17 protein-coding genes and 2 pseudogenes are annotated in these 18,217 nt (G+C 59.8%); 16 read left to right on the forward strand and 3 right to left on the reverse strand.

Annotation, left to right across the window (positions count from 1 at the left end; translation table 11 throughout):
* Window position 1 precedes the first annotated feature (1 nt).
* Entirely contained in the window at window positions 2–220 is a 219-nt protein-coding gene (locus ETW23_RS08515; RefSeq protein WP_024089790.1) for a hypothetical protein, read from the reverse strand.
* 193 nt (window positions 221–413) lie between these two features.
* Between ETW23_RS08515 and ETW23_RS08520 the strand changes: the two genes are divergently transcribed.
* The gene (locus ETW23_RS08520) at window positions 414–677 is read left to right on the forward strand and encodes a DUF2312 domain-containing protein (protein ID WP_024089791.1); all 264 of its coding nucleotides are present in this window, start codon (window positions 414–416) and stop codon (window positions 675–677) included.
* A 94-nt stretch (window positions 678–771) separates the two neighbouring features.
* On the opposite strand, the gene ETW23_RS08525 is transcribed toward ETW23_RS08520, so the two are convergent.
* Window positions 772–2,352 carry a hypothetical protein gene (locus ETW23_RS08525; RefSeq protein WP_134829744.1) on the reverse strand — a complete coding sequence of 527 codons (1,581 nt, stop codon included), beginning with the start codon at window positions 2,350–2,352 and terminating at the stop codon, window positions 772–774.
* A gap of 266 nt (window positions 2,353–2,618) precedes the next feature.
* Between ETW23_RS08525 and ETW23_RS08530 the strand changes: the two genes are divergently transcribed.
* From ETW23_RS08530 to preA, 11 genes and pseudogenes are all read left to right on the forward strand, one after another.
* Window positions 2,619–3,038: a GtrA family protein gene (locus ETW23_RS08530; protein ID WP_129370653.1), complete on the forward strand. Its 420-nt coding sequence runs from the start codon at window positions 2,619–2,621 to the stop codon at window positions 3,036–3,038.
* Window positions 3,035–4,363 carry an FAD-binding oxidoreductase gene (locus tag ETW23_RS08535; protein ID WP_134829745.1) on the forward strand — a complete coding sequence of 443 codons (1,329 nt, stop codon included), beginning with the start codon at window positions 3,035–3,037 and terminating at the stop codon, window positions 4,361–4,363. Before ETW23_RS08530 ends, ETW23_RS08535 begins: the two co-directional genes overlap by 4 nt.
* Window positions 4,360–5,097 carry an SDR family oxidoreductase gene (locus ETW23_RS08540; RefSeq protein WP_134829746.1) on the forward strand — a complete coding sequence of 246 codons (738 nt, stop codon included), beginning with the start codon at window positions 4,360–4,362 and terminating at the stop codon, window positions 5,095–5,097. Before ETW23_RS08535 ends, ETW23_RS08540 begins: the two co-directional genes overlap by 4 nt.
* Window positions 5,098–5,318: 221 nt before the next feature.
* Window positions 5,319–6,329: pseudogene (locus ETW23_RS26745) on the forward strand (calcium-binding protein); the annotation flags it as partial.
* Window positions 6,330–6,347: 18 nt separating this feature from the next.
* Window positions 6,348–7,226 carry a VCBS domain-containing protein gene (locus ETW23_RS25855; RefSeq protein ID WP_134829748.1) on the forward strand — a complete coding sequence of 293 codons (879 nt, stop codon included), beginning with the start codon at window positions 6,348–6,350 and terminating at the stop codon, window positions 7,224–7,226.
* Window positions 7,227–7,295: 69 nt separating this feature from the next.
* Window positions 7,296–7,928 (forward strand): hypothetical protein, encoded by a 633-nt coding sequence (locus tag ETW23_RS08555; RefSeq protein ID WP_134829749.1) that lies wholly within the window; start codon window positions 7,296–7,298, stop codon window positions 7,926–7,928.
* Window positions 7,880–8,200 (forward strand): cadherin-like domain-containing protein, encoded by a 321-nt coding sequence (locus ETW23_RS08560; RefSeq protein WP_254695177.1) that lies wholly within the window; start codon window positions 7,880–7,882, stop codon window positions 8,198–8,200. Before ETW23_RS08555 ends, ETW23_RS08560 begins: the two co-directional genes overlap by 49 nt.
* A gap of 145 nt (window positions 8,201–8,345) precedes the next feature.
* Window positions 8,346–8,744: a RidA family protein gene (locus tag ETW23_RS08565; RefSeq protein ID WP_134829751.1), complete on the forward strand. Its 399-nt coding sequence runs from the start codon at window positions 8,346–8,348 to the stop codon at window positions 8,742–8,744.
* A gap of 87 nt (window positions 8,745–8,831) precedes the next feature.
* Window positions 8,832–9,470, forward strand: coding sequence for a cupin domain-containing protein (locus ETW23_RS08570; RefSeq protein WP_134829752.1), 639 nt, complete (start codon window positions 8,832–8,834; stop codon window positions 9,468–9,470).
* A 157-nt stretch (window positions 9,471–9,627) separates the two neighbouring features.
* Window positions 9,628–10,961, forward strand: a pseudogene (locus ETW23_RS08575) (NAD(P)-dependent oxidoreductase).
* 53 nt (window positions 10,962–11,014) lie between these two features.
* Window positions 11,015–12,319, forward strand: a complete 1,305-nt coding sequence (gene preA, locus ETW23_RS08580; RefSeq protein WP_134829753.1) for an NAD-dependent dihydropyrimidine dehydrogenase subunit PreA — start codon at window positions 11,015–11,017, stop codon at window positions 12,317–12,319.
* A 185-nt stretch (window positions 12,320–12,504) separates the two neighbouring features.
* On the opposite strand, the gene ETW23_RS08585 is transcribed toward preA, so the two are convergent.
* Window positions 12,505–13,119, reverse strand: a complete 615-nt coding sequence (locus tag ETW23_RS08585) for a TetR family transcriptional regulator C-terminal domain-containing protein (RefSeq protein WP_129370663.1) — start codon at window positions 13,117–13,119, stop codon at window positions 12,505–12,507.
* Window positions 13,120–13,386: 267 nt separating this feature from the next.
* On the opposite strand from ETW23_RS08585, the gene ETW23_RS08590 reads away from it, so the two are divergent.
* From ETW23_RS08590 to ETW23_RS08605, 4 genes are all read left to right on the forward strand, one after another.
* Window positions 13,387–14,637 carry a Zn-dependent hydrolase gene (locus ETW23_RS08590; protein ID WP_134829754.1) on the forward strand — a complete coding sequence of 417 codons (1,251 nt, stop codon included), beginning with the start codon at window positions 13,387–13,389 and terminating at the stop codon, window positions 14,635–14,637.
* 133 nt (window positions 14,638–14,770) lie between these two features.
* Window positions 14,771–16,225, forward strand: coding sequence for a dihydropyrimidinase (gene hydA, locus ETW23_RS08595; protein ID WP_134829755.1), 1,455 nt, complete (start codon window positions 14,771–14,773; stop codon window positions 16,223–16,225).
* A gap of 61 nt (window positions 16,226–16,286) precedes the next feature.
* Window positions 16,287–17,126 carry an ABC transporter ATP-binding protein gene (locus tag ETW23_RS08600; protein WP_134829756.1) on the forward strand — a complete coding sequence of 280 codons (840 nt, stop codon included), beginning with the start codon at window positions 16,287–16,289 and terminating at the stop codon, window positions 17,124–17,126.
* Window positions 17,127–17,272: 146 nt separating this feature from the next.
* Entirely contained in the window at window positions 17,273–18,181 is a 909-nt protein-coding gene (locus tag ETW23_RS08605) for an ABC transporter permease (protein WP_134829757.1), read from the forward strand.
* The last annotated feature ends 36 nt before the right edge of the window (window positions 18,182–18,217 follow it).

Raw genomic sequence — 18,217 nt, forward strand, 5'->3', positions numbered from 1 at the left:
TTCAGCCCAGGAAAATGCCCGTCATAACCAGCATCAGTCCCAGAACTGACAGAAGCAGGGCGCCCAGATTGTAGGGCAGCACTGATTGCACGACCGCACGCAGGGCTTCGTCGTCCAGTTTTTGGCGGCGCGCACGCGCGACGCGGACAATGCACCAGACCAAGCCCAGCAGACCGGCGATGGACAAGGCGGCTCCGGCCCAGACGATGAGTTCGAACATTTGCGTGCTCCTGCGGTTTTCGCGCTGCGCCGCGCCTAGCCGATCCGGGCTTTGCGTGCAAGCCGCGAGGGGACGGGCGCCGGTTTTTGCCGCTCGGCGGGTCTCTGCGGCTTTCCTTGCTTGCGGCGCAGCGGGCGGGGCGCTATCCCCTTGCTCCGACAGCAATTGACAGCATGTGCCGACGGAGCCGCAGATGGATATCACCGAAGACGAAAAAAGCGAAAACTACCGTGTGACCGCTGGCGAACTGCGCCAGTTCATCGAACGGTTCGAGCGTTTGGACGAAGAAAAGAAGACCATCGCCGAACAGCAGAAAGAGGTGATGGCCGAAGCCAAGGCACGCGGCTACGACACCAAGGTCATGCGTAAGATCATTGCGCTGCGCAAGCGCGACCAGAACGACATCGACGAAGAAGAAGCGGTGCTGGAAATGTATAAGGAAGCTCTGGGCATGTAAGCCCGGCGGGGCCGCGGTCCCGCGTGAATTTCTGCTGGTGCCGGAGGGGTTTGCCCGCTTGCGGCACCAGCCGGCTGATGCAGGTCTATCCGGCTTATTGTGAGCTGCCGGTTTCCGGCAGGGCCTTTACACGGATGCGGCGGGTCAGCCGCCCTGCGCGCCGGGCGGCCTCCTGGAACACCACCGCATAAAGCCCCCAGAACAACGGGTGCAGCGTGTATCTCATACGCTCCTGTTCCGGCCCGTTCACTGCATGCGCCACGCCCAGGAACAGCACCACCGACAGCAGCATCACCTGAAAGAAGGCCCGGCGTGTGCGGTCTTGATCCCGGCGGGCCAGTTCCGCCAGGGCGATCAGCGCGAACAGGTTCAGCGCCAGGGTCAGGAAGCGCGACAGGCTGGGGTCGATTATGATCTTGTTCTCGGCCGTCAGCACCCGCTTGGTGTCGGGGATCTTTGGGAAACGGTCCCAGTTCAGCGGCGGGTAAAAATATTCGTTCGGCCACAGCGACAGGCTGGTGAAAGCCCGCACCACAACGCCGGCGGCATATTGCACCGGACTGGCAGCGATGACCTCGAGCGATTTTTTCAGGCAGGTCTTGGAATAGGGGATCATCCGCGGATCATTCAGCGCTGTGCCGGTATGCTGGCCGATCAGCCCGTGGACTTGGGCAAATGTTTTGAACGAGCAGCCTTCGATCGGCTCAGGCGCGGTTTGCGACGCATTGAGGCCAAGCCAGCTGCCGGAGCTGAAGATGCCGAACACCGCCTTGTTCTTCACCGACGGCAGCAGCGTGACTGCCAATGTCAGGGCCAGGACGGCCGAACGGGCAGGGGTTGCTGCGGTCTTGAACAGCAGCAGCCCGGCCACCAGCAGGATGTAGATCGGGTGGAACAGCGTCCAGGTCAATGACAGCACCGCCAGACAGGCGCAGAACTGCAGGAAACAGAGCGTCTTTTGCGTTTTCAGAAACAGCAGGGCACAGAGGCAGGACAGCGCAAAAAACGCTGAGGTGAAATGGGCATAGAGGAGGAAATTCTCATAATAAAACACGGCCGGCGACAGGATATAGGCCAAGGGCAGCAGCCAGGCCAGACGCCGTGATTGCGCCAGCAGCCGCAGCGCCGCAAACATGCAGGCGGCGGTCAGGACGCTTAGCACCAGGTGGCTGCTCCAGATCAGCTGGATCATGCAGGTGTCTTGAGCACCGCAGGCCTTGGCGGCGATCCCCAGCAGAAAATTCCAGAACGGAGGCTGGGAGTGCAGGGTGAGCAGGGCATCCAGCAAACCGTCATGCAGCTGCTGCGCCGGGAGATGCTGGTAGGAACCATCCAGGTGAACGGGATCGGGGTGAATGTCGAGCAGGCCGGCTGCCAGCAGCCTGGAGGCCAGGATGATGACGCCTGCCGCCAGCGCAAACAGCGCTGTCTCACGCGGCAGAGCAGCGCTGGCCGGTGCGCGAACGGCTGGCTTGGCGGATGGAATCGATTGATTTGTCATGCCCGTCCTCAACGTTTTTATGCCCTTATAGGTTAATCCGGCGCAGTTTGAAATTCCCCGCAGGTACTGGCCGGCAAGGCGGGCCAGCCAGCGGGCAGTTTGACACCTAGCCAAAAAGTGATGGTGCTGATACAAATCGGACCGGAAGTAAAAGCATCTTTCGGTTGATTTCATTTGACGACAGATTCATCGCTTAGGACCGGCCAGCCCGGTATGCTTGCCGTCGATTTGGATGGCACTCTGCGGCGCAGCAACATCCTGTGTAAAAGCTCCTGGCCTTCCTTCGGGCGGGATTGGAACAGCCCGTTCACCTCGGCCAAGGCTCTGTTTCAGAGGCGGAGCGCGCATTTGCCGGGCGTTGTGACGCCGATGCAATCCACCTTGGTGTTTTTGTCGTTCAGCCTGATTGTACTGGCTGTTGCGGTCCGGGGCTGCGCGCTATGACATTGCAGCAGCTTCTGGTCCGCTACACGGCCTTTGCGGTTGTTGCCACCGCGGTCAATCTCGCCACCCAGCGCGCGGTCCTGCAATTGGGTGAAAGTGCTGCGCATTTCACCGCTGCCATGGCAGCGGGCACCCTGGCCGGGCTGGTTGTTAAATACTTGCTGGATAAGCGCTGGATCTTCTTTGATCAGCATAGCGGTCTCAAGCATCAGGGGCGTACCTTTTCGCTGTATGCCTTGATGGGTGTCGCAACCACAGCGGTGTTCTGGATTACGGAAACGCTGTTTTGGATAACTTGGGGAACTGATGGTGCGCGCGAGGCCGGAGCTGTCCTCGGGCTGGTGATCGGCTATACGGTGAAATACCAGCTGGACCGGCATTTCGTTTTCACTCAAGGCGCAAAGGAAACGGAATGAAAATGCTGTCAGGCTGGGGGAACTACCCGGTGGCACGGGCACAGCTTATGGCCCCCCGGAATGAGGCTGAGCTGCAAACCATGATCGCCGGTCACCCCTCGGTCATTGCCCGCGGCAATGGCCGCGCATATGGCGACAGCGCTATCGGCCTGCCGGCGACATTGCACATGCGGCATTTCAACAGGATGATCTCGTTTGACGCCGGAACCGGGCAATTGGTGGCGGAAAGCGGGGTGTTGCTGGGCGATATCATCTCGGCCTTCCTGCCGCGCGGCTGGTTTCCGGCAGTGGTGCCGGGCACCAGGTTTGTGACCCTTGGCGGAGCGATCGCGGCGGATGTGCATGGCAAGAACCACCATAAGGAGGGCAGTTTCCGCAATTGCCTGGATTGGGTGGATGTCATGGGGCCGGATGGAACGCTGCGCCGTTGTTCGGCGCAGGAGAACAGCGAATTGTTCGGCTGGACTGCCGGCGGCATGGGGCTCACCGGGATCATTGTCAGGGCCGCGATCAGGCTGCGGGCGGTGCCGTCGGCCTGGATCCGGCAGCAGACACAGCCGGCCGCAAATCTGGATGCCGCAATCGAAATCTTCGAGTGGTCGGCCAGCGCAACCTATTCGGTGGCGTGGATCGATTGCCTGTCGGAAGGCCGCTCGCTGGGCCGCTCGCTTGTTATGCTGGGTGAACATGCGGAGTTGCAGGACCTGAGCGCGCAACAGGCGGCCGCCCCCTATGCCATCGCCAGTGCAAAGACCCGGCAGGTGCCGCCGGTGTTCCCCTCTTTTCTGCTGAACCGCTTCAGTGTCCGGGCCTTCAATTCGGCCTACTACTGGGCGGGCGCCCGCAAGGCCGGGATGCTGATTACCGACTGGAACCGCTACTTTTTCCCGCTTGATGCATTGCTTGGCTGGAACCGGATTTACGGGCGCAAGGGGTTTGCCCAGTTTCAATGTGTACTGCCGCTCGACAGCGCCCGGTCCGGCCTGCGCAGACTGCTGCAGGCGATCTCGGCTGCCGGGCAGGGGTCTTTCCTGGCGGTGCTCAAGCGGCTGGGACCGCAGGACAGCCCGTTCTCCTTTCCGATGGAAGGCTACACGCTGGCGCTGGATTTCCCGGTCAATCCGCGCAGCCTGGCGCTGATGGAGGAACTGGACCGGATCACCATTGCCCATGGCGGCCGGTTCTACCTGGCCAAGGACAGCCGGATGCACGCGGACACTTTGCGCGCGGCGGACCCCAGGGCTGCGGGCTTCACCGGAATGCGGCAATCCTCCGGGCTGCACCCGTCATTTCAGTCCGCACAATCGCAAAGGCTTTCGCTATGACAAAATCTCCTGTTCTGATCCTTGGCGCCCGTTCGGACATCGGCTTGGCCGTGGCCCATGCCTTTGCCGCACAAGGGCATCCAGTGCAGCTTGCCGCCCGCCGGGCGGACACGCTCGGGGCTGAAAAAACGGATCTTGAACTGCGCCATGGCGTGCCGGTGAGTCTGCATGAATTCGATGCGCTGGCGCTGGAAAATCACGAGGGTTTTGCCGATGCGCTGCCTGAACTGCCGGGCATAGCGGTTTGCGCCATCGGCTATATGGGCGATCAGGCGGAAAGCGAACAGACGCCCCAGCAAGCAGTCCAGGTGCTGCGGAGTAATTTTGAGGGGCCAGCAAGCATTCTGGCGGCTCTTGCCAACCGGTTCGAGCAGCGCGGCACCGGCACGCTGGTGGGCATCAGTTCAGTCGCCGGTGAGCGCGGCAGAGCGTCCAATTACGTCTATGGGTCGGCCAAGGCCGGCTTTACCGCATTCCTATCCGGGCTTCGCAACCGGCTGGCCCGCAAAGGTGTTCATGTTGTCACCGTGCTGCCCGGGTTTGTCGCCACGCAAATGACCGAGGGCATGGACTTGCCGGCCAAGTTGACTGCTCAGCCTGAAGAGGTGGCAAAAGCAATCACCGCCGCCGCATCCAAAGGCCGGAATGTTGTGTATGTGCGGCCTGTGTGGCAGCTGATCATGCTGATTATCCGTAACATTCCCGAAGCGGTCTTTAAGAAGACAAGTATCTGAGCACGGGCGGTCCTATCTTTGGATAGACTTGCCATTTAAATTGCCGGCTTGCAGTCCTTGGTTGTATAGAATTGAACACTTTTCCTTAACACTCTCGAAAGGGCTGGCCGGATAGCGTCACAGCCGGGTAGCTTCAGAGTGGGATTGTGAACAGCAAAAAGAGCATTACCGGCACCAGCAGGGGTGACCGGATTCTGGCGGACGACGAGCATTACGTTATTATGGCAGGCGCCGGCGGCAACAAGATCCTTGCCGGAGATGGCAACAACAAGATCGAAGCGGCTGATGGCAACGATCAAATTCTCGTTGGAGATGGCGCCAACGAGATCAACGCAGGCGGCGGCAAGAACAAGATCAATGCCGGCGACGGCGGCAACCGGATCAGTACAGGCAGCGGCAATGATGCCGTGATTGTCGGGGCTGGCAGCAATGTGATAAACGCCGGCAGCGGCAACAACAAAATTACTGCAAGCGATCTGTGGGACAGCGTTAACACGATCACGGCTGGCAGCGGCCACGACAAGATTATTGTTGAGGAGGGCACCAGCCGTATTTCCGCCGGGGATGGAAAGAACAGTATCACGGCCGGTGATGGCAGCAACACTATTGATGCAGGCGCCGGCAACAACTCCGTCACCACGGGCGACGGGGATAACCAGATTGCCACAGGAGCCGGCAAAGACAGGATCCAAACCGGCGAAGGTAACAACAGTATCACCGTTGCCGGGGGCGCGAACAAAATCACGGCAGGCGATGGCAATAACGTTTTCCAGCTGCTGGACGGCCGCGCACAGATCAAGGCCGGCAGCGGTGACAACCAGATCAGCACTGCAGCTCAGAACGATGCCATCCAGGCTGGCGACGGCGACAATCAGGTTCAAGCCGGCGGCGGGAACAACCGCATTAAGCTGGGCGATGGCAGCAATTCTGTGCAGGCAGGATCCGGCCGGGATGATATTCGGCTTGGGGATGGAGACAACTCTGTCACGGATCTTGGCGGCACCAACACGATCAAGGCTGGCGATGGCGACAACGTTTTGCAGGTGCTGGATGGAAGCGCCCAGATCAAGGCCGGCAGCGGCGATAACGAGATCACTACCGCTGGATTGAACGATGTTGTCCAGGCTGGCGACGGCAACAACCGTATTCATGCAGGGGCCGGGAACAACCGCGTCAAACTGGGCGATGGCAGCAACACCGTCGAAACCGGTACCGGAAAGGACAATCTCAGGGCTGGTGACGGCGATAACATGATTGTCGCAGGCGGCGGTGACAATGCGGTCAAAGCGGGTCACGGCAACAACGCAGTTCAGACTGGTGCCGGCAGGGATGCAATCCAGCTTGGAGACGGCAACAACACGATCACGTCACTTGGCGGCAACAACAAGATCAAGGTTGGACACGGGCAAAATGCAATTGAAACCGGGGACGGCGCCGACAGCATCAAAACCGGGAACGGCGGCAATGATATTTCTTCCGGCGGTGGCAATGACCGCATCCAGACCGGCAACGGGGATGACCGGATCAGCAGCGGCGCGGGTGATGACTATGTCAACGCCGGGCGTGGCTATGACACCGTGGTGCTGAGTGGAAGCTTTCAGGACTACGACCTTGATCTGAGCCGCTACAACGGCGGCCGCGGCAAGGCGTATATCACATCGCGCGCGGGCAGCGAGGGGGGCCAGGGGACTGACACGCTTCTTGGGGTCGAGGCGCTTTTGTTTGAAGAAGACGGGCTCCTCCTTGATCTGAATACGCCAGTCGGATTGCAGCTGCAGGATGATCAGATCACGGCAGAAGGCGAAGGCCCGCTTGCAATATCGCTGGAAACACTGCTGGAGAACGACGCAGAAACGCTCGCCGGTACCTCCCGCGTTCGCGTCGATGACGTGAGCGCCGACGGTCTTCGGGTGGGCTTCGACGGCGGCATCGTCACCTACAACGCCGATGACCTGCTGCAAGGCCTGAAAGAGGGGGATGTCTTTGAGGACAGCTTCACTTACTACGTAACAGATGCCTTTGGGACCCGTTCTCAGGCCACAGTAAACGTGACCCTCACTGGTGAAAATGATGTGCCTGTCGCAGGTGACGACCACCTGAATAACGGCCTGAAACCTTTCGGCGGCTAAGTTGCTTGGTCTCAGCCTGACTATGAGCCTTATTACCGTTCCGGAGGTTCAAAGACGATCAAGGTTCAATTGTTCGATGAAACCGGCAACACCGCTGCTGCTGAATTTGATGTCACCAAGCCCGCAGGCCAGCTGGACAGTTTCCCGGATATAACGGAAGGGCCGGACGGGCAGTTGCTTGTTGTTTGGAAGTTCTATGACCCGGATGTTTCCGGCAGTACTGCCTATTTTGCAAAAATCATCGACCACGAGGGAAAGGTACTGGTCGATGAATTTCAGGTCCATCAAGATGCGGCCGGCGGGTCCGGCGACAGCCCTCCAAAAGTTGCGTGGCTTGAAGATAGCAATTTCGTTATTGTCTGGGGCGCACCGGGAGACAGCGATCCGGCAGAGGCTGCATGGGCCAGGCATCCAGGTGTTTGGGCGCGGGTTTTCAGTTCAGAAGGCGAGCCGCAAGGTGATGAATTCGTGGTCAACCAGCAAACCATGGATACACAAAGCTATTACGAAATCGAGGCGCTTGAGGGCGGACGGTTCATCATCACCTGGGGGGATCACCATAGTGGTGACTCGGTAAAGTACACTGTATTCGAAGGCGATGGCTCCCCGTTGAACTGCCTTATGGTTTTGAAGATGAAGTTGCTGAAATTGCAGTGCTTGATCTGCTGGCCAATGACAGCGATCCGGATGCAGATGCTCTGACGTTTGCTCTTGCTGCCAGTACCAGTGAATACGGTGCTTTGGTGTCCTATGATGCGGAAACGGATACCCTGTTTTACGATCCGACCGCTGCCGGCGGCATCCAGTCGCTCTCTGACGGCGAGGTGCTGGAAGACAGCTTTACCTACACGATCTCCGATGGGCAGGGCGGCACTTCCGAGGCGACAGTGACCATCCTGGTCGGCGGCCTTGATGAGGCTGATGCAGGGGCAGCCCCACTGTTTGCACAGGAAGATTACGGCGTGCTGCTGTAAATGGGACCTTGGCTGTGCGGGCGTCTGCCCGTGCGGCCAATGGCCTTCGGGTGATGAGCTTCAGCGTGATAAGTTTTAAGCTTGAAATAAATACCGTGGCAACGGTATGGTCGCTGGCAGGCCGCATCAGCAAAGGAGCCCCATCATGCCAGCCATCAGCGTGCATCCCGAAGGGTGGAAGCCCGCCAAAGGTTATGCCAACGGCATGGTGGCCGAGGGCAAGCTGCTGTTTGTCGGCGGCCAGATCGGCTGGACCGCGGATCAGGTGTTCGAGGCGCAGGATTTCATCGGCCAGATGAGCCAGGCGCTGCAGAATATTCTGGAGGTGGTCGAAGCCGCAGGCGGGTCCGCGCAGGATATCACCCGGCTCACATGGTTTGTGACCGACAAGGCCGAATATCTCGCCCATCAGGCAGAGGTCGGTAAAGCCTACCGCGCAATTATGGGCTACCACTTTCCGGCGATGACTATGGTGGTCGTTTCGGCTTTGGTCGAGGATGAGGCAAAGGTGGAAATCGAAGCCACGGCCGTACTGTCCGCTTGACGCGATGCGTCACACGGTTTCGTGAGCGCCCTTTCCTTGGGCCGTGCCGGACGCCACATTCCAAGGTGCAGAGCCAGGGGGAGCGACATGCGGATCAACGCCGATTTCACCAAACGGGCAGCGGTGCATTTCGATGAAACACCTTGGGTGGCAAGCCCGGCGCCTGGGGTAGAGCGCAAGATGCTGGACCGCATTGGCGAGGAAGTGGCCCGCGCCACCACCATAGTCCGGTTTGCACCGGGCTCTGCCTTTGCTCCGCATGTGCATGACGGCGGCGAGGAATTTTTGGTACTGGACGGTGTGTTCCAGGACGAACACGGGGACTTCCCCAAAGGCTCTTACATCCGGAACCCGCCGACCACCAGCCACACGCCTGCTGCGGCCGAAGGGGCAGTGATCCTGGTGAAGCTGCACCAGTTCGATCCAGCCGACCGGACCGAAGTGAAAACCCGCATCTCCGGCACTGCAGCGCAGCAAGAGCTGTTTCAGGACAGTGTTGAAACGGTGACCCTGCAAATCTGGGCGCCGGGGCAGGCGATTAACCTGGATGCCCCTGGCGGCGTAGAGGTGTTTGTGGTGCATGGCAGCTTTAGCGAAAACGATGAAGCGTTCACGCGCTGGGACTGGCTTCGGCTGCCGCCGGGCAGCCGTTTAGTGGCCACGGCTGGCGCTGAAGGTGCACATGTCTGGGTGAAAACCGGCCATCTTGCGCAAATGACAGCCTAGGCCGGCAACGTGTTTTTGCCCTGAAATCAAATCTTTGAATGCCGTTCCTGCTGGGGCGGCATTTTTTTTCGCCCAGTAAAAATTTTACCAGTTGATAAAAAATCAGACTGTGGCAGTCTAATAGGCAAGAAGAATGTAATAATCAGGGAGACACCCAATGGCGACCAGCCATCAGGCATCCGGCATTCAGGCAGCGCGTTTGGACGCTGCTGGAATTGCTGAGAATTTCTCGGACCTGCACCCAGCCTATGATGCGCATGAGGCAGCAGTGGCGGCGGATCGCTGCTATTTCTGCTATGACGCGCCTTGCATGACGGCCTGTCCGACCAGTATCGACATTCCTCAGTTCATCCGGGAAATCCAGGCGGGCCATGCCGAAAGCGCGGCCAAGACCATTCTGGACCAGAACATCCTTGGCGGCATGTGCGCCCGGGTCTGCCCGACCGAGACGCTTTGCGAAGAAGTCTGCGTGCGTGAAACCGCCGAAGGCAAACCGGTTGAGATCGGCCGCCTGCAGCGCTTTGCCACCGACACGCTGATGGAGAAGGGCGTGCATCCTTTCACCCGCGCCGAAGCAACGGGCAAAAAGATCGCTGTTGTCGGGGCAGGTCCGGCGGGTCTTTCTGCGGCGCACCGGCTGGCGATGCTTGGCCATGACGTGGTGGTTTATGATGCCAAACCCAAGGCCGGCGGTCTCAATGAATTTGGCATTGCGGCCTATAAATCCACCAACGGCTTTGCTGCGCGCGAGGTTGACTGGCTGCTGCAAATTGGTGGCATTACAATGGATTACGGCAAGAAGCTGGGCGGGGATCTGTCGTTGGACGGGCTGGCATCCGGCTATGACGCGGTGTTCCTCTCCATCGGTCTGGCCGGGGTCAATGCCCTGCGTGCGCCTGGTGAGGATAAGGACGGCGTGAGCGACGCTGTGGAATTCATTGCTGAGCTGCGCCAGGCGGAGGACCTGACCGCGCTGCCCGTGGGCCGCAATGTGGTGGTGATCGGCGGCGGAATGACCGCAGTGGACGCTGCTGTGCAGTCAAAACTGCTGGGCGCTGAAAACGTCACCATAGCCTACCGCCGCGGGCGTGAGGACATGGGCGCCAGCCGGTTCGAGCAGGATTTGGCCGCCTCCAAGGGGTGAAACTGATGTTCAATGTCATGCCCAAGGCGGTTCTTGGCAACGGTGCTGCTGCTGAGATCGAACTGGAGTATACTGCGGTTGCGGACGGCAAGGTTTCCGGCACCGGCGAGACCGTGCGTCTGGTTGCAGATCAGGTGTTCAAGGCCATTGGCCAGACACTGGAAGGCCAGCCTGACGCGCTGGAGCTTGAGGGCCGCAAAATCAAGGTCTCAGAGACCGGACGGACTTCTATGGCCGGGGTCTGGGCCGGGGGCGACTGCGCCTCGGGTGGCGAGGACCTCACCGTGACTGCCGTGGCCGAGGGCCGCGACGCTGCAATGGATATTCACTCCAGCCTGATGGGCTGAGCCAGCGCGGCGCAAGTTGATTGCGCCAAGCTAGCCTGAAGAGGAGAGATCAAATGGCTGATCTGACAACAGAATTTCTGGGGATCAAATCCCCGAACCCGTTCTGGCTGGCCTCGGCGCCGCCAACTGACAAAGAATACAACGTCCGCCGCGCTTTTGAGGCCGGCTGGGGCGGTGTGGTCTGGAAGACGCTGGGTGCCGAAGGCCCGCCGGTGGTCAATGTGAACGGCCCGCGTTACGGCGCGATCTGGGGTGCCGACCGGCGGCTGCTGGGGCTGAACAACATTGAGCTGATCACAGACCGCCCCCTTCAGACCAATCTGGAGGAAATCACCCGGGTCAAGAAAGACTATCCGGACCGCGCCATCATCGTCTCGATCATGGTGCCGTGCGAAGAACAGGCCTGGAAAGACATCCTGCCGCAGGTCGAGGCCACCGGCGCGGACGGGATTGAGCTGAACTTCGGCTGCCCGCATGGCATGGCCGAGCGTGGCATGGGCTCTGCTGTGGGGCAGGTGCCGGAATACATCCAGATGGTCACCGAGTGGTGCAAGAAATACTACTCCAAACCGGTGATCGTGAAGCTGACGCCGAATATCGCAGACATCCGCCAGCCGGCGCGGGCGGCACATGCGGGCAAGGCCGATGCGGTCAGCCTGATCAACACCATCAATTCGATCACATCGGTGGATCTCGACAGCATGGCGCCGGAGCCGACGATTGGCGGCAAGGGCACCCATGGCGGCTATTGCGGCCCGGCGGTGAAACCGATTGCGCTGAATATGGTGGCTGAGATTGCCCGCGATGCGCAAACCCGCAACCTGCCGATTTCGGCGATTGGCGGCGTTACCACTTGGCGCGATGCGGCTGAGTTCATGGCGATGGGGGCCGGCAACGTGCAGGTTTGCACTGCGGCGATGACCTATGGCTTCAATGTGGTCAAGGAGATGATCTCGGGCCTGTCCACCTGGATGGATGAAAAGGGCTACACCTCTACCCAGGACTTCATCGGCATGGCGGTTCCGAATGTGACCGACTGGCAGTATCTGGACCTGAATTTCGTGGCCAAGGCCAAAATCAATCAGGACGATTGCATCAGTTGCGGCCGCTGTTTTGCAGCCTGCGAGGACACTTCGCATCAGGCGATTGCGATGAGCGAGGACCGGGTGTTCACAGTTAAGGACGACGAATGCGTCGCCTGCAATCTTTGTGTGAATGTCTGCCCGGTCGAGGGCTGTATTACCATGGAAGAAGTGGCCGCCGGTCAGATCGATGAGCGCACCGGCGAGGTTGTCTCGGACGATTACGCCAATTGGACAACACATCCGAACAACCCGGCAGCCACGGCTGCGGAGTAATCCGCCGCCTGGGCTGGTTCCGGGTGTTCTCCCGCCCGTCGTCGGCCTCCTGCCGGAGGCGCTCCTCCCGTTGGGCCCGGCACCGCGCAAGGCGCGGTGCCGGGCCCAACGCCGTTCAGTAAGCATCAGTAAGGCTGATGGTTTCTGCGGGGCGGGAGCGCTTGGTCACGTTTGGCAGTCAAGGGTCAGCTTTGCGGTGTAAGCATCCGCCGGTACAAGGTTTCCAGGTATTGCGGCGCTGCATCGAACGGGTCCTCGTCCCCCATCAATGTGCGCACCTGGGCATCGAAATCTGCGTAATGCTGGGTCAGCGACCAGATCGAAAACAGCAAATGTTTGGGGTGCGCGCGGTTGATCCTGCCGCCATCCATCCAGCCTTGCAAAAGCTGTGCCTTTTCCTCCACCAGCCCGTTCAGGTCGCTGGCGATCACATCTTGCAGCCGGGGCGCACCCTGTACAATCTCATTGGCATACAGCCGGCTTTCGCGCGGAAAATCCCGGCTCATTTGCAGTTTGCGCTGCACATAGGCGAGGATTTCGTCCAATGGTTCGCCTTCCGGATCCAATGCCCGCAATGGGTCGAGCCAGGTATCCAGCAAGCCTGACATCAGTTCGTTGAAGATCGCTTCCTTGGAGGGAAAGTAGTAAAGCAGGTTCGGCTTTGACAGGCCGGCGGCCTTAGCGATCTGGTCCACTGTGGAGCCGCGGAATCCGTGGCTGGAAAACACGTCCAGCGCAGCCTCCAGGATGGCGGCGCGATTCTTTTTCTGAATTCGGGTTGGCGCGCGGTCTGCAGGCATGTCTGTCCCTGTCTGTTTCTGCCGCCTTCTGCCAGCTGAAGCGCGGAATTTCACCTGTTTCCGGCAAAAGAGCCGATTTTTTCAAGGGCTGTGCGGCAATTTCTTGACTGATAGTGAACCCGTGATAGCGTGAGTTTGACCAGTTGGTCAAATCATTGCCCGGAATCGAGAGAACCGGCGCTCTGACCTGGCCGGCACTCAAAGCCACCTAACGGCGCAAAGCCGATTGAAGCCTGCAAAGACGGGCGCACAGGGAAGGAAGCTGAGATGACGTCGCTTGGACAGAATCTGAAGATCAATGGCGACCGTTTGTGGGACAGCCTGATGGAGATGGCCGAAATCGGCCCGGGCGTCGCGGGCGGCAACAACCGTCAGACGCTGACGGACGAAGATGGCGAGGGCCGCGCGCTGTTTCAGAAATGGTGCGAAGATGCCGGCTGCACCATGGGGCTGGATCAGATGGGCAATATGTTTGCCCGCAGGGAAGGCACCGATCCGGACGCGCTTCCGGTCTATGTGGGCTCGCACCTGGACACCCAGCCCACCGGCGGCAGATATGACGGGGTGCTGGGGGTGCTGGCAGGGCTGGAGTTGATCCGTTCGCTCAACGATATGAACATCAAGACCAAACATCCGATCGTGGCCACCAATTTCACCAATGAGGAGGGCACGCGCTATGCGCCTGCAATGCTGTCTTCGGGTGTCTTTGCGGGCATCCATACCCAGGACTGGGCTTACGGCCGTGAAGATGCCGAGGGCAAGAAATTCGGGGATGAGCTGAAACGCATCGGCTGGCGCGGCGAGGAAGAAACCGGCGCCCGCAAGATGCACGCCTTCTTTGAGCTGCACATCGAACAGGGGCCGATCCTGGAGGCCGAGGGTAAGGACATCGGTGTGGTGACCCATGGCCAGGGCCTTAGCTGGACCCAGGTGACGGTGACTGGCAAGGATGCGCATACCGGCTCCACTCCGATGCCGATGCGCCGCAACGCGGGGCTGGCAATGGCGCGGATCCTGGAAACCGTGGACGAAATTGCCTGGGGCCACGCGCCGCATGCTGTCGGGGCAGCGGGTCATATCGATGTTTATCCGAACTCGCGCAATGTGATCCCCGGCAAGGTGGTGTTTACCGTCGATTTCCGCAGCCCGGAACTGGACGTGATCACGGACATGGAAAATCAGCTGCACGAAAAGGGCGCCCAGATTGCCGAAGCGATGGGCGTTGAAATCGAGTTTGAGAAGGTAGGCGGCTTTGATCCCGTTACCTTTGACGAGGGCTGCGTCACTGCTGTGCGCAGTGCGGCAGAGCGGCTGGGCTATTCACATCAGGATCTGATTTCCGGCGCGGGCCATGATGCCTGCTGGATCAACCGGGTTGCACCGACCGCGATGGTGATGTGCCCCTGCGTTGATGGTCTGAGCCACAACGAGGCCGAGGAGATCAGCAAGGACTGGGCGGAGGCCGGCGCCAATGTGCTGTTCCATGCGGTGGTCGAGACGGCGGGGATCGTGGAGTAGGGGGCGCTGCCCCCGCGGCCCGTTGGGCCGCTTCCCCCGGAGTATTTCCGGAAAAGATGAAAAGAGCTGCGCCAGACAGCGGGAGAAATAACGGGAGGCGTGAGTAAACGCCCCGATTCAGGGAGTTATAGCCATGAGTAAAGTCATCAAGAACGGCACTATCGTGACCGCCGATCTGACCTATAAGGCGGATGTTCTGGTTGAAAACGGGGTAATCACGCAGATCGGCCCGAACCTGAAAGGCGACGAGGAGCTGGATGCCACCGGCTGTTTTGTGATGCCGGGCGGGATTGATCCGCATACCCACCTGGAGATGCCTTTCATGGGCACCTACAGCACGGATGATTTTGAAAGCGGCACCCGTGCCGGGCTGGCGGGCGGCACCACTATGGTGGTGGATTTTGCGCTGCCCAATCCTGGCGAGAGCCTGCTGGATGCGCTGAAGCGCTGGGACAACAAATCGACCCGCGCCAATTGCGATTACTCATTCCACATGGCGGTGACCTGGTGGGGCGAGCAGGTCTTTGACGACATCAAGACGGTGATCCAGGAGCGCGGCATCAACACCTTTAAGCACTTCATGGCCTATAAGGGCGCGCTGATGGTGAATGATGACGAGCTTTACTCCTCGTTCCAGCGGCTGGCAGAGCTGGGCGGTATTGCCATGGTGCATGCCGAAAACGGTGATGTGGTGGCAGAACTGTCGGCCAAACTGCTGGCAGAGGGCAACACCGGCCCCGAGGCGCATGCCTATTCCCGTCCGCCGCAGGTTGAGGGTGAGGCCACCAACCGGGCGATTATGATCGCCGATATGGCAGGCGTGCCGCTCTATGTGGTGCATACTTCTTGCGAGGACAGCCACGAGGCCATCCGCCGCGCCCGGATGCAGGGTAAGCGGGTTTGGGGCGAGCCGCTGATCCAGCATCTGACGCTGGATGAAAGCGAGTATTTCAACAAGGATTGGGACCACGCTGCCCGCCGGGTGATGTCGCCGCCGTTCCGCAACAAGCAGCATCAGGACAGCCTGTGGGCCGGCCTGCAGTCGGGTTCTTTGTCGGTTGTGGCCACCGATCACTGCGCCTTTACTACTGAGCAAAAGCGCACTGGCGTTGGCGACTTCACCAAGATCCCGAACGGCACCGGCGGGCTGGAGGACCGGATGCCGATGCTGTGGACCCATGGCGTTGAAACCGGGCGGATTACTCCGAATGAATTTGTCGCTGTAACGTCTACAAACATCGCCAAGATATTGAATTGCTATCCGAAAAAGGGTGCGGTTCTGGTTGGTGCCGATGCCGACCTGGTGGTCTGGGATCCGAAGAAGACCAAGACGATCACGGCCGGTACTCAGCAGTCCTCGATTGATTACAACGTGTTTGAAGGACATGAGGTGAAGGGCCTGCCGCGTTTTACCCTGACCCGCGGCCATGTGGCGGTGCATGACGGCGAGATCAAGTGCAAGGAGGGCCACGGCAAGTTCGTCTCGCGGGAGGCGAACACAACGGTCAACAAGGCGCTTAGCACGTGGAAAGAGCTAACAGCGCCGCGCCCGGTGGAACGCACCGGAATCCCGGCAACAGGTGTTTAAATCCAGGAGCGGGCTGCCGGTATCGGCGGCCCGTTTTCCTGTGTGAAATCAAGGCGAAGATATGAATATGGAACCGACCACCCAGGCAATCTTACCCGAGGCCGCCGCTTCCGATCCAGCCCCCGCAGACTGTGTGATCAAGGCCCGGAACCTGGATCTGACGTTTGAGACAAACGACGGTCCAGTGCACGCACTGAAGGACATCAGCCTGGAGATCAACAGGGGCGATTTTGTCTCCTTTATCGGGCCGTCGGGCTGCGGCAAGACGACGTTCTTGCGCTGTATCGCGGCACTGGAGACACCCACCGGCGGCAGCCTGAGCGTTAATGGCATGACACCGGACGAGGCGCGCCGCAACCGCGCCTATGGCTATGTGTTTCAAGCGGCGGGGCTTTACCCGTGGCGGACCATTGCCAAGAACATCAAACTGCCGCTGGAGATCATGGGATACTCCAGGGCGGAGCAGGAAAAGCGCGTTAATCAGGTGCTGGAACTTGTTGAATTAACAGGGTTTGGCGGTAAGTTTCCCTGGCAGCTGTCGGGCGGGATGCAGCAGCGGGCCAGCATAGCGCGGGCGCTGGCGTTCGATGCTGATATCCTCTTGATGGATGAACCGTTCGGGGCGCTGGACGAGATCGTGCGTGACCATCTGAATGAGCAGCTGCTGAAGCTTTGGGCGCGGACCAACAAGACCATCGGCTTTGTTACTCACTCAATCCCTGAAGCGGTGTATCTGTCGACCAAGATCGTGGTGATGTCGCCGCGGCCGGGCCGTATCCATGATGTGATTGATAGCACCCTGCCGAAAGAACGGCCTCTGGATATCCGGGACAGCCCGGAGTTCATCGAAATTGCGCATCGGGTGCGCGAAGGGCTGCGGGCGGGTCATGGCGATGACTGATATCAACCAGCCAAATACGGCGGCACCGGACATGCAGCCCCTGAACACTGCTTGTACACAGGCGGGGGCATCATTTGCGGCATCGGAAAATTCCAATTATCCGGTCAATTTTCTGCGCAGAAAATTGGCGCGGGGCGGGGCGGGTCATGAAGAGCTTTGTTGCAGTCTTTACTGTGCTCGCTGCCATCATCGCACTCTGGTACGCCGCTTGCGTCCCGATGAACATCAAGGGTGTGCTTGATCAGGCAGAGCGGACAGGGGCAGAGGTCACACCGGCTACTGCCAAAGAGCGCCGGTACATGAGCGAAATCGGGCTGGTGGCAAAAAACACATTTGCTATTGGCGAAACCTGGGTGCAGCAGCGTCCGCGCTTGCCGGCCCCGCATCAGGTGGCGGCCGAGCTGTGGCAGACCACAGTGGAAAAGAAGATCACCTCGAAACGCAGCCTGATCTATCATGCGCAGGTGACGCTGAGCGCCACGCTCTTAGGCTTTGCCATCGGCACCGGGCTGGGCATTCTGCTGGCGGTGGGGATCGTGCATTCCCGTGTTATGGATATGTCGGTGATGCCCTGGGCGATTGTCAGTCAGACCATCCCGATCATCGCGCTGGCACCGATGATCATTGTGGTGCTGTATTCCATCGGAGTGCAGGGGATTATCCCGAAGGCGGTGATCTCGGCCTATCTGAGTTTCTTCCCGGTGGTTGTCGGCATGGTGAAGGGCCTTCGGGCGCCGGATACGATGCAGCTGGACCTTTTGAAAACCTATAACGCCAATACAAATCAGGGGTTCTGGAAGCTGCGGCTGCCGTCCTCGATGCCGTATCTGTTTGCCTCGCTGAAGATCGGCATTGCCGCCTCGCTGGTGGGGGCCATCGTGGGAGAGCTGCCGACCGGCGCGGTTGCGGGGCTTGGCGCGCGGCTGCTGGCCGGCAGCTACTACGGGCAGACCGTGCAGATCTGGTCGGCGCTGTTTGCGGCGGCGATCCTGGCCGCGGCGCTGGTGGCATTGCTCGGGCTGATCGAGCGGCTGGTTCTGAAACGCATGGGGTAAGCGCATGATCAAGCGATGGACAGAGGGCTCAGCCCT

Origin of the sequence: Leisingera sp. NJS201 (assembly GCF_004535885.1) — a bacterium.
Classification (GTDB): domain Bacteria; phylum Pseudomonadota; class Alphaproteobacteria; order Rhodobacterales; family Rhodobacteraceae; genus Leisingera.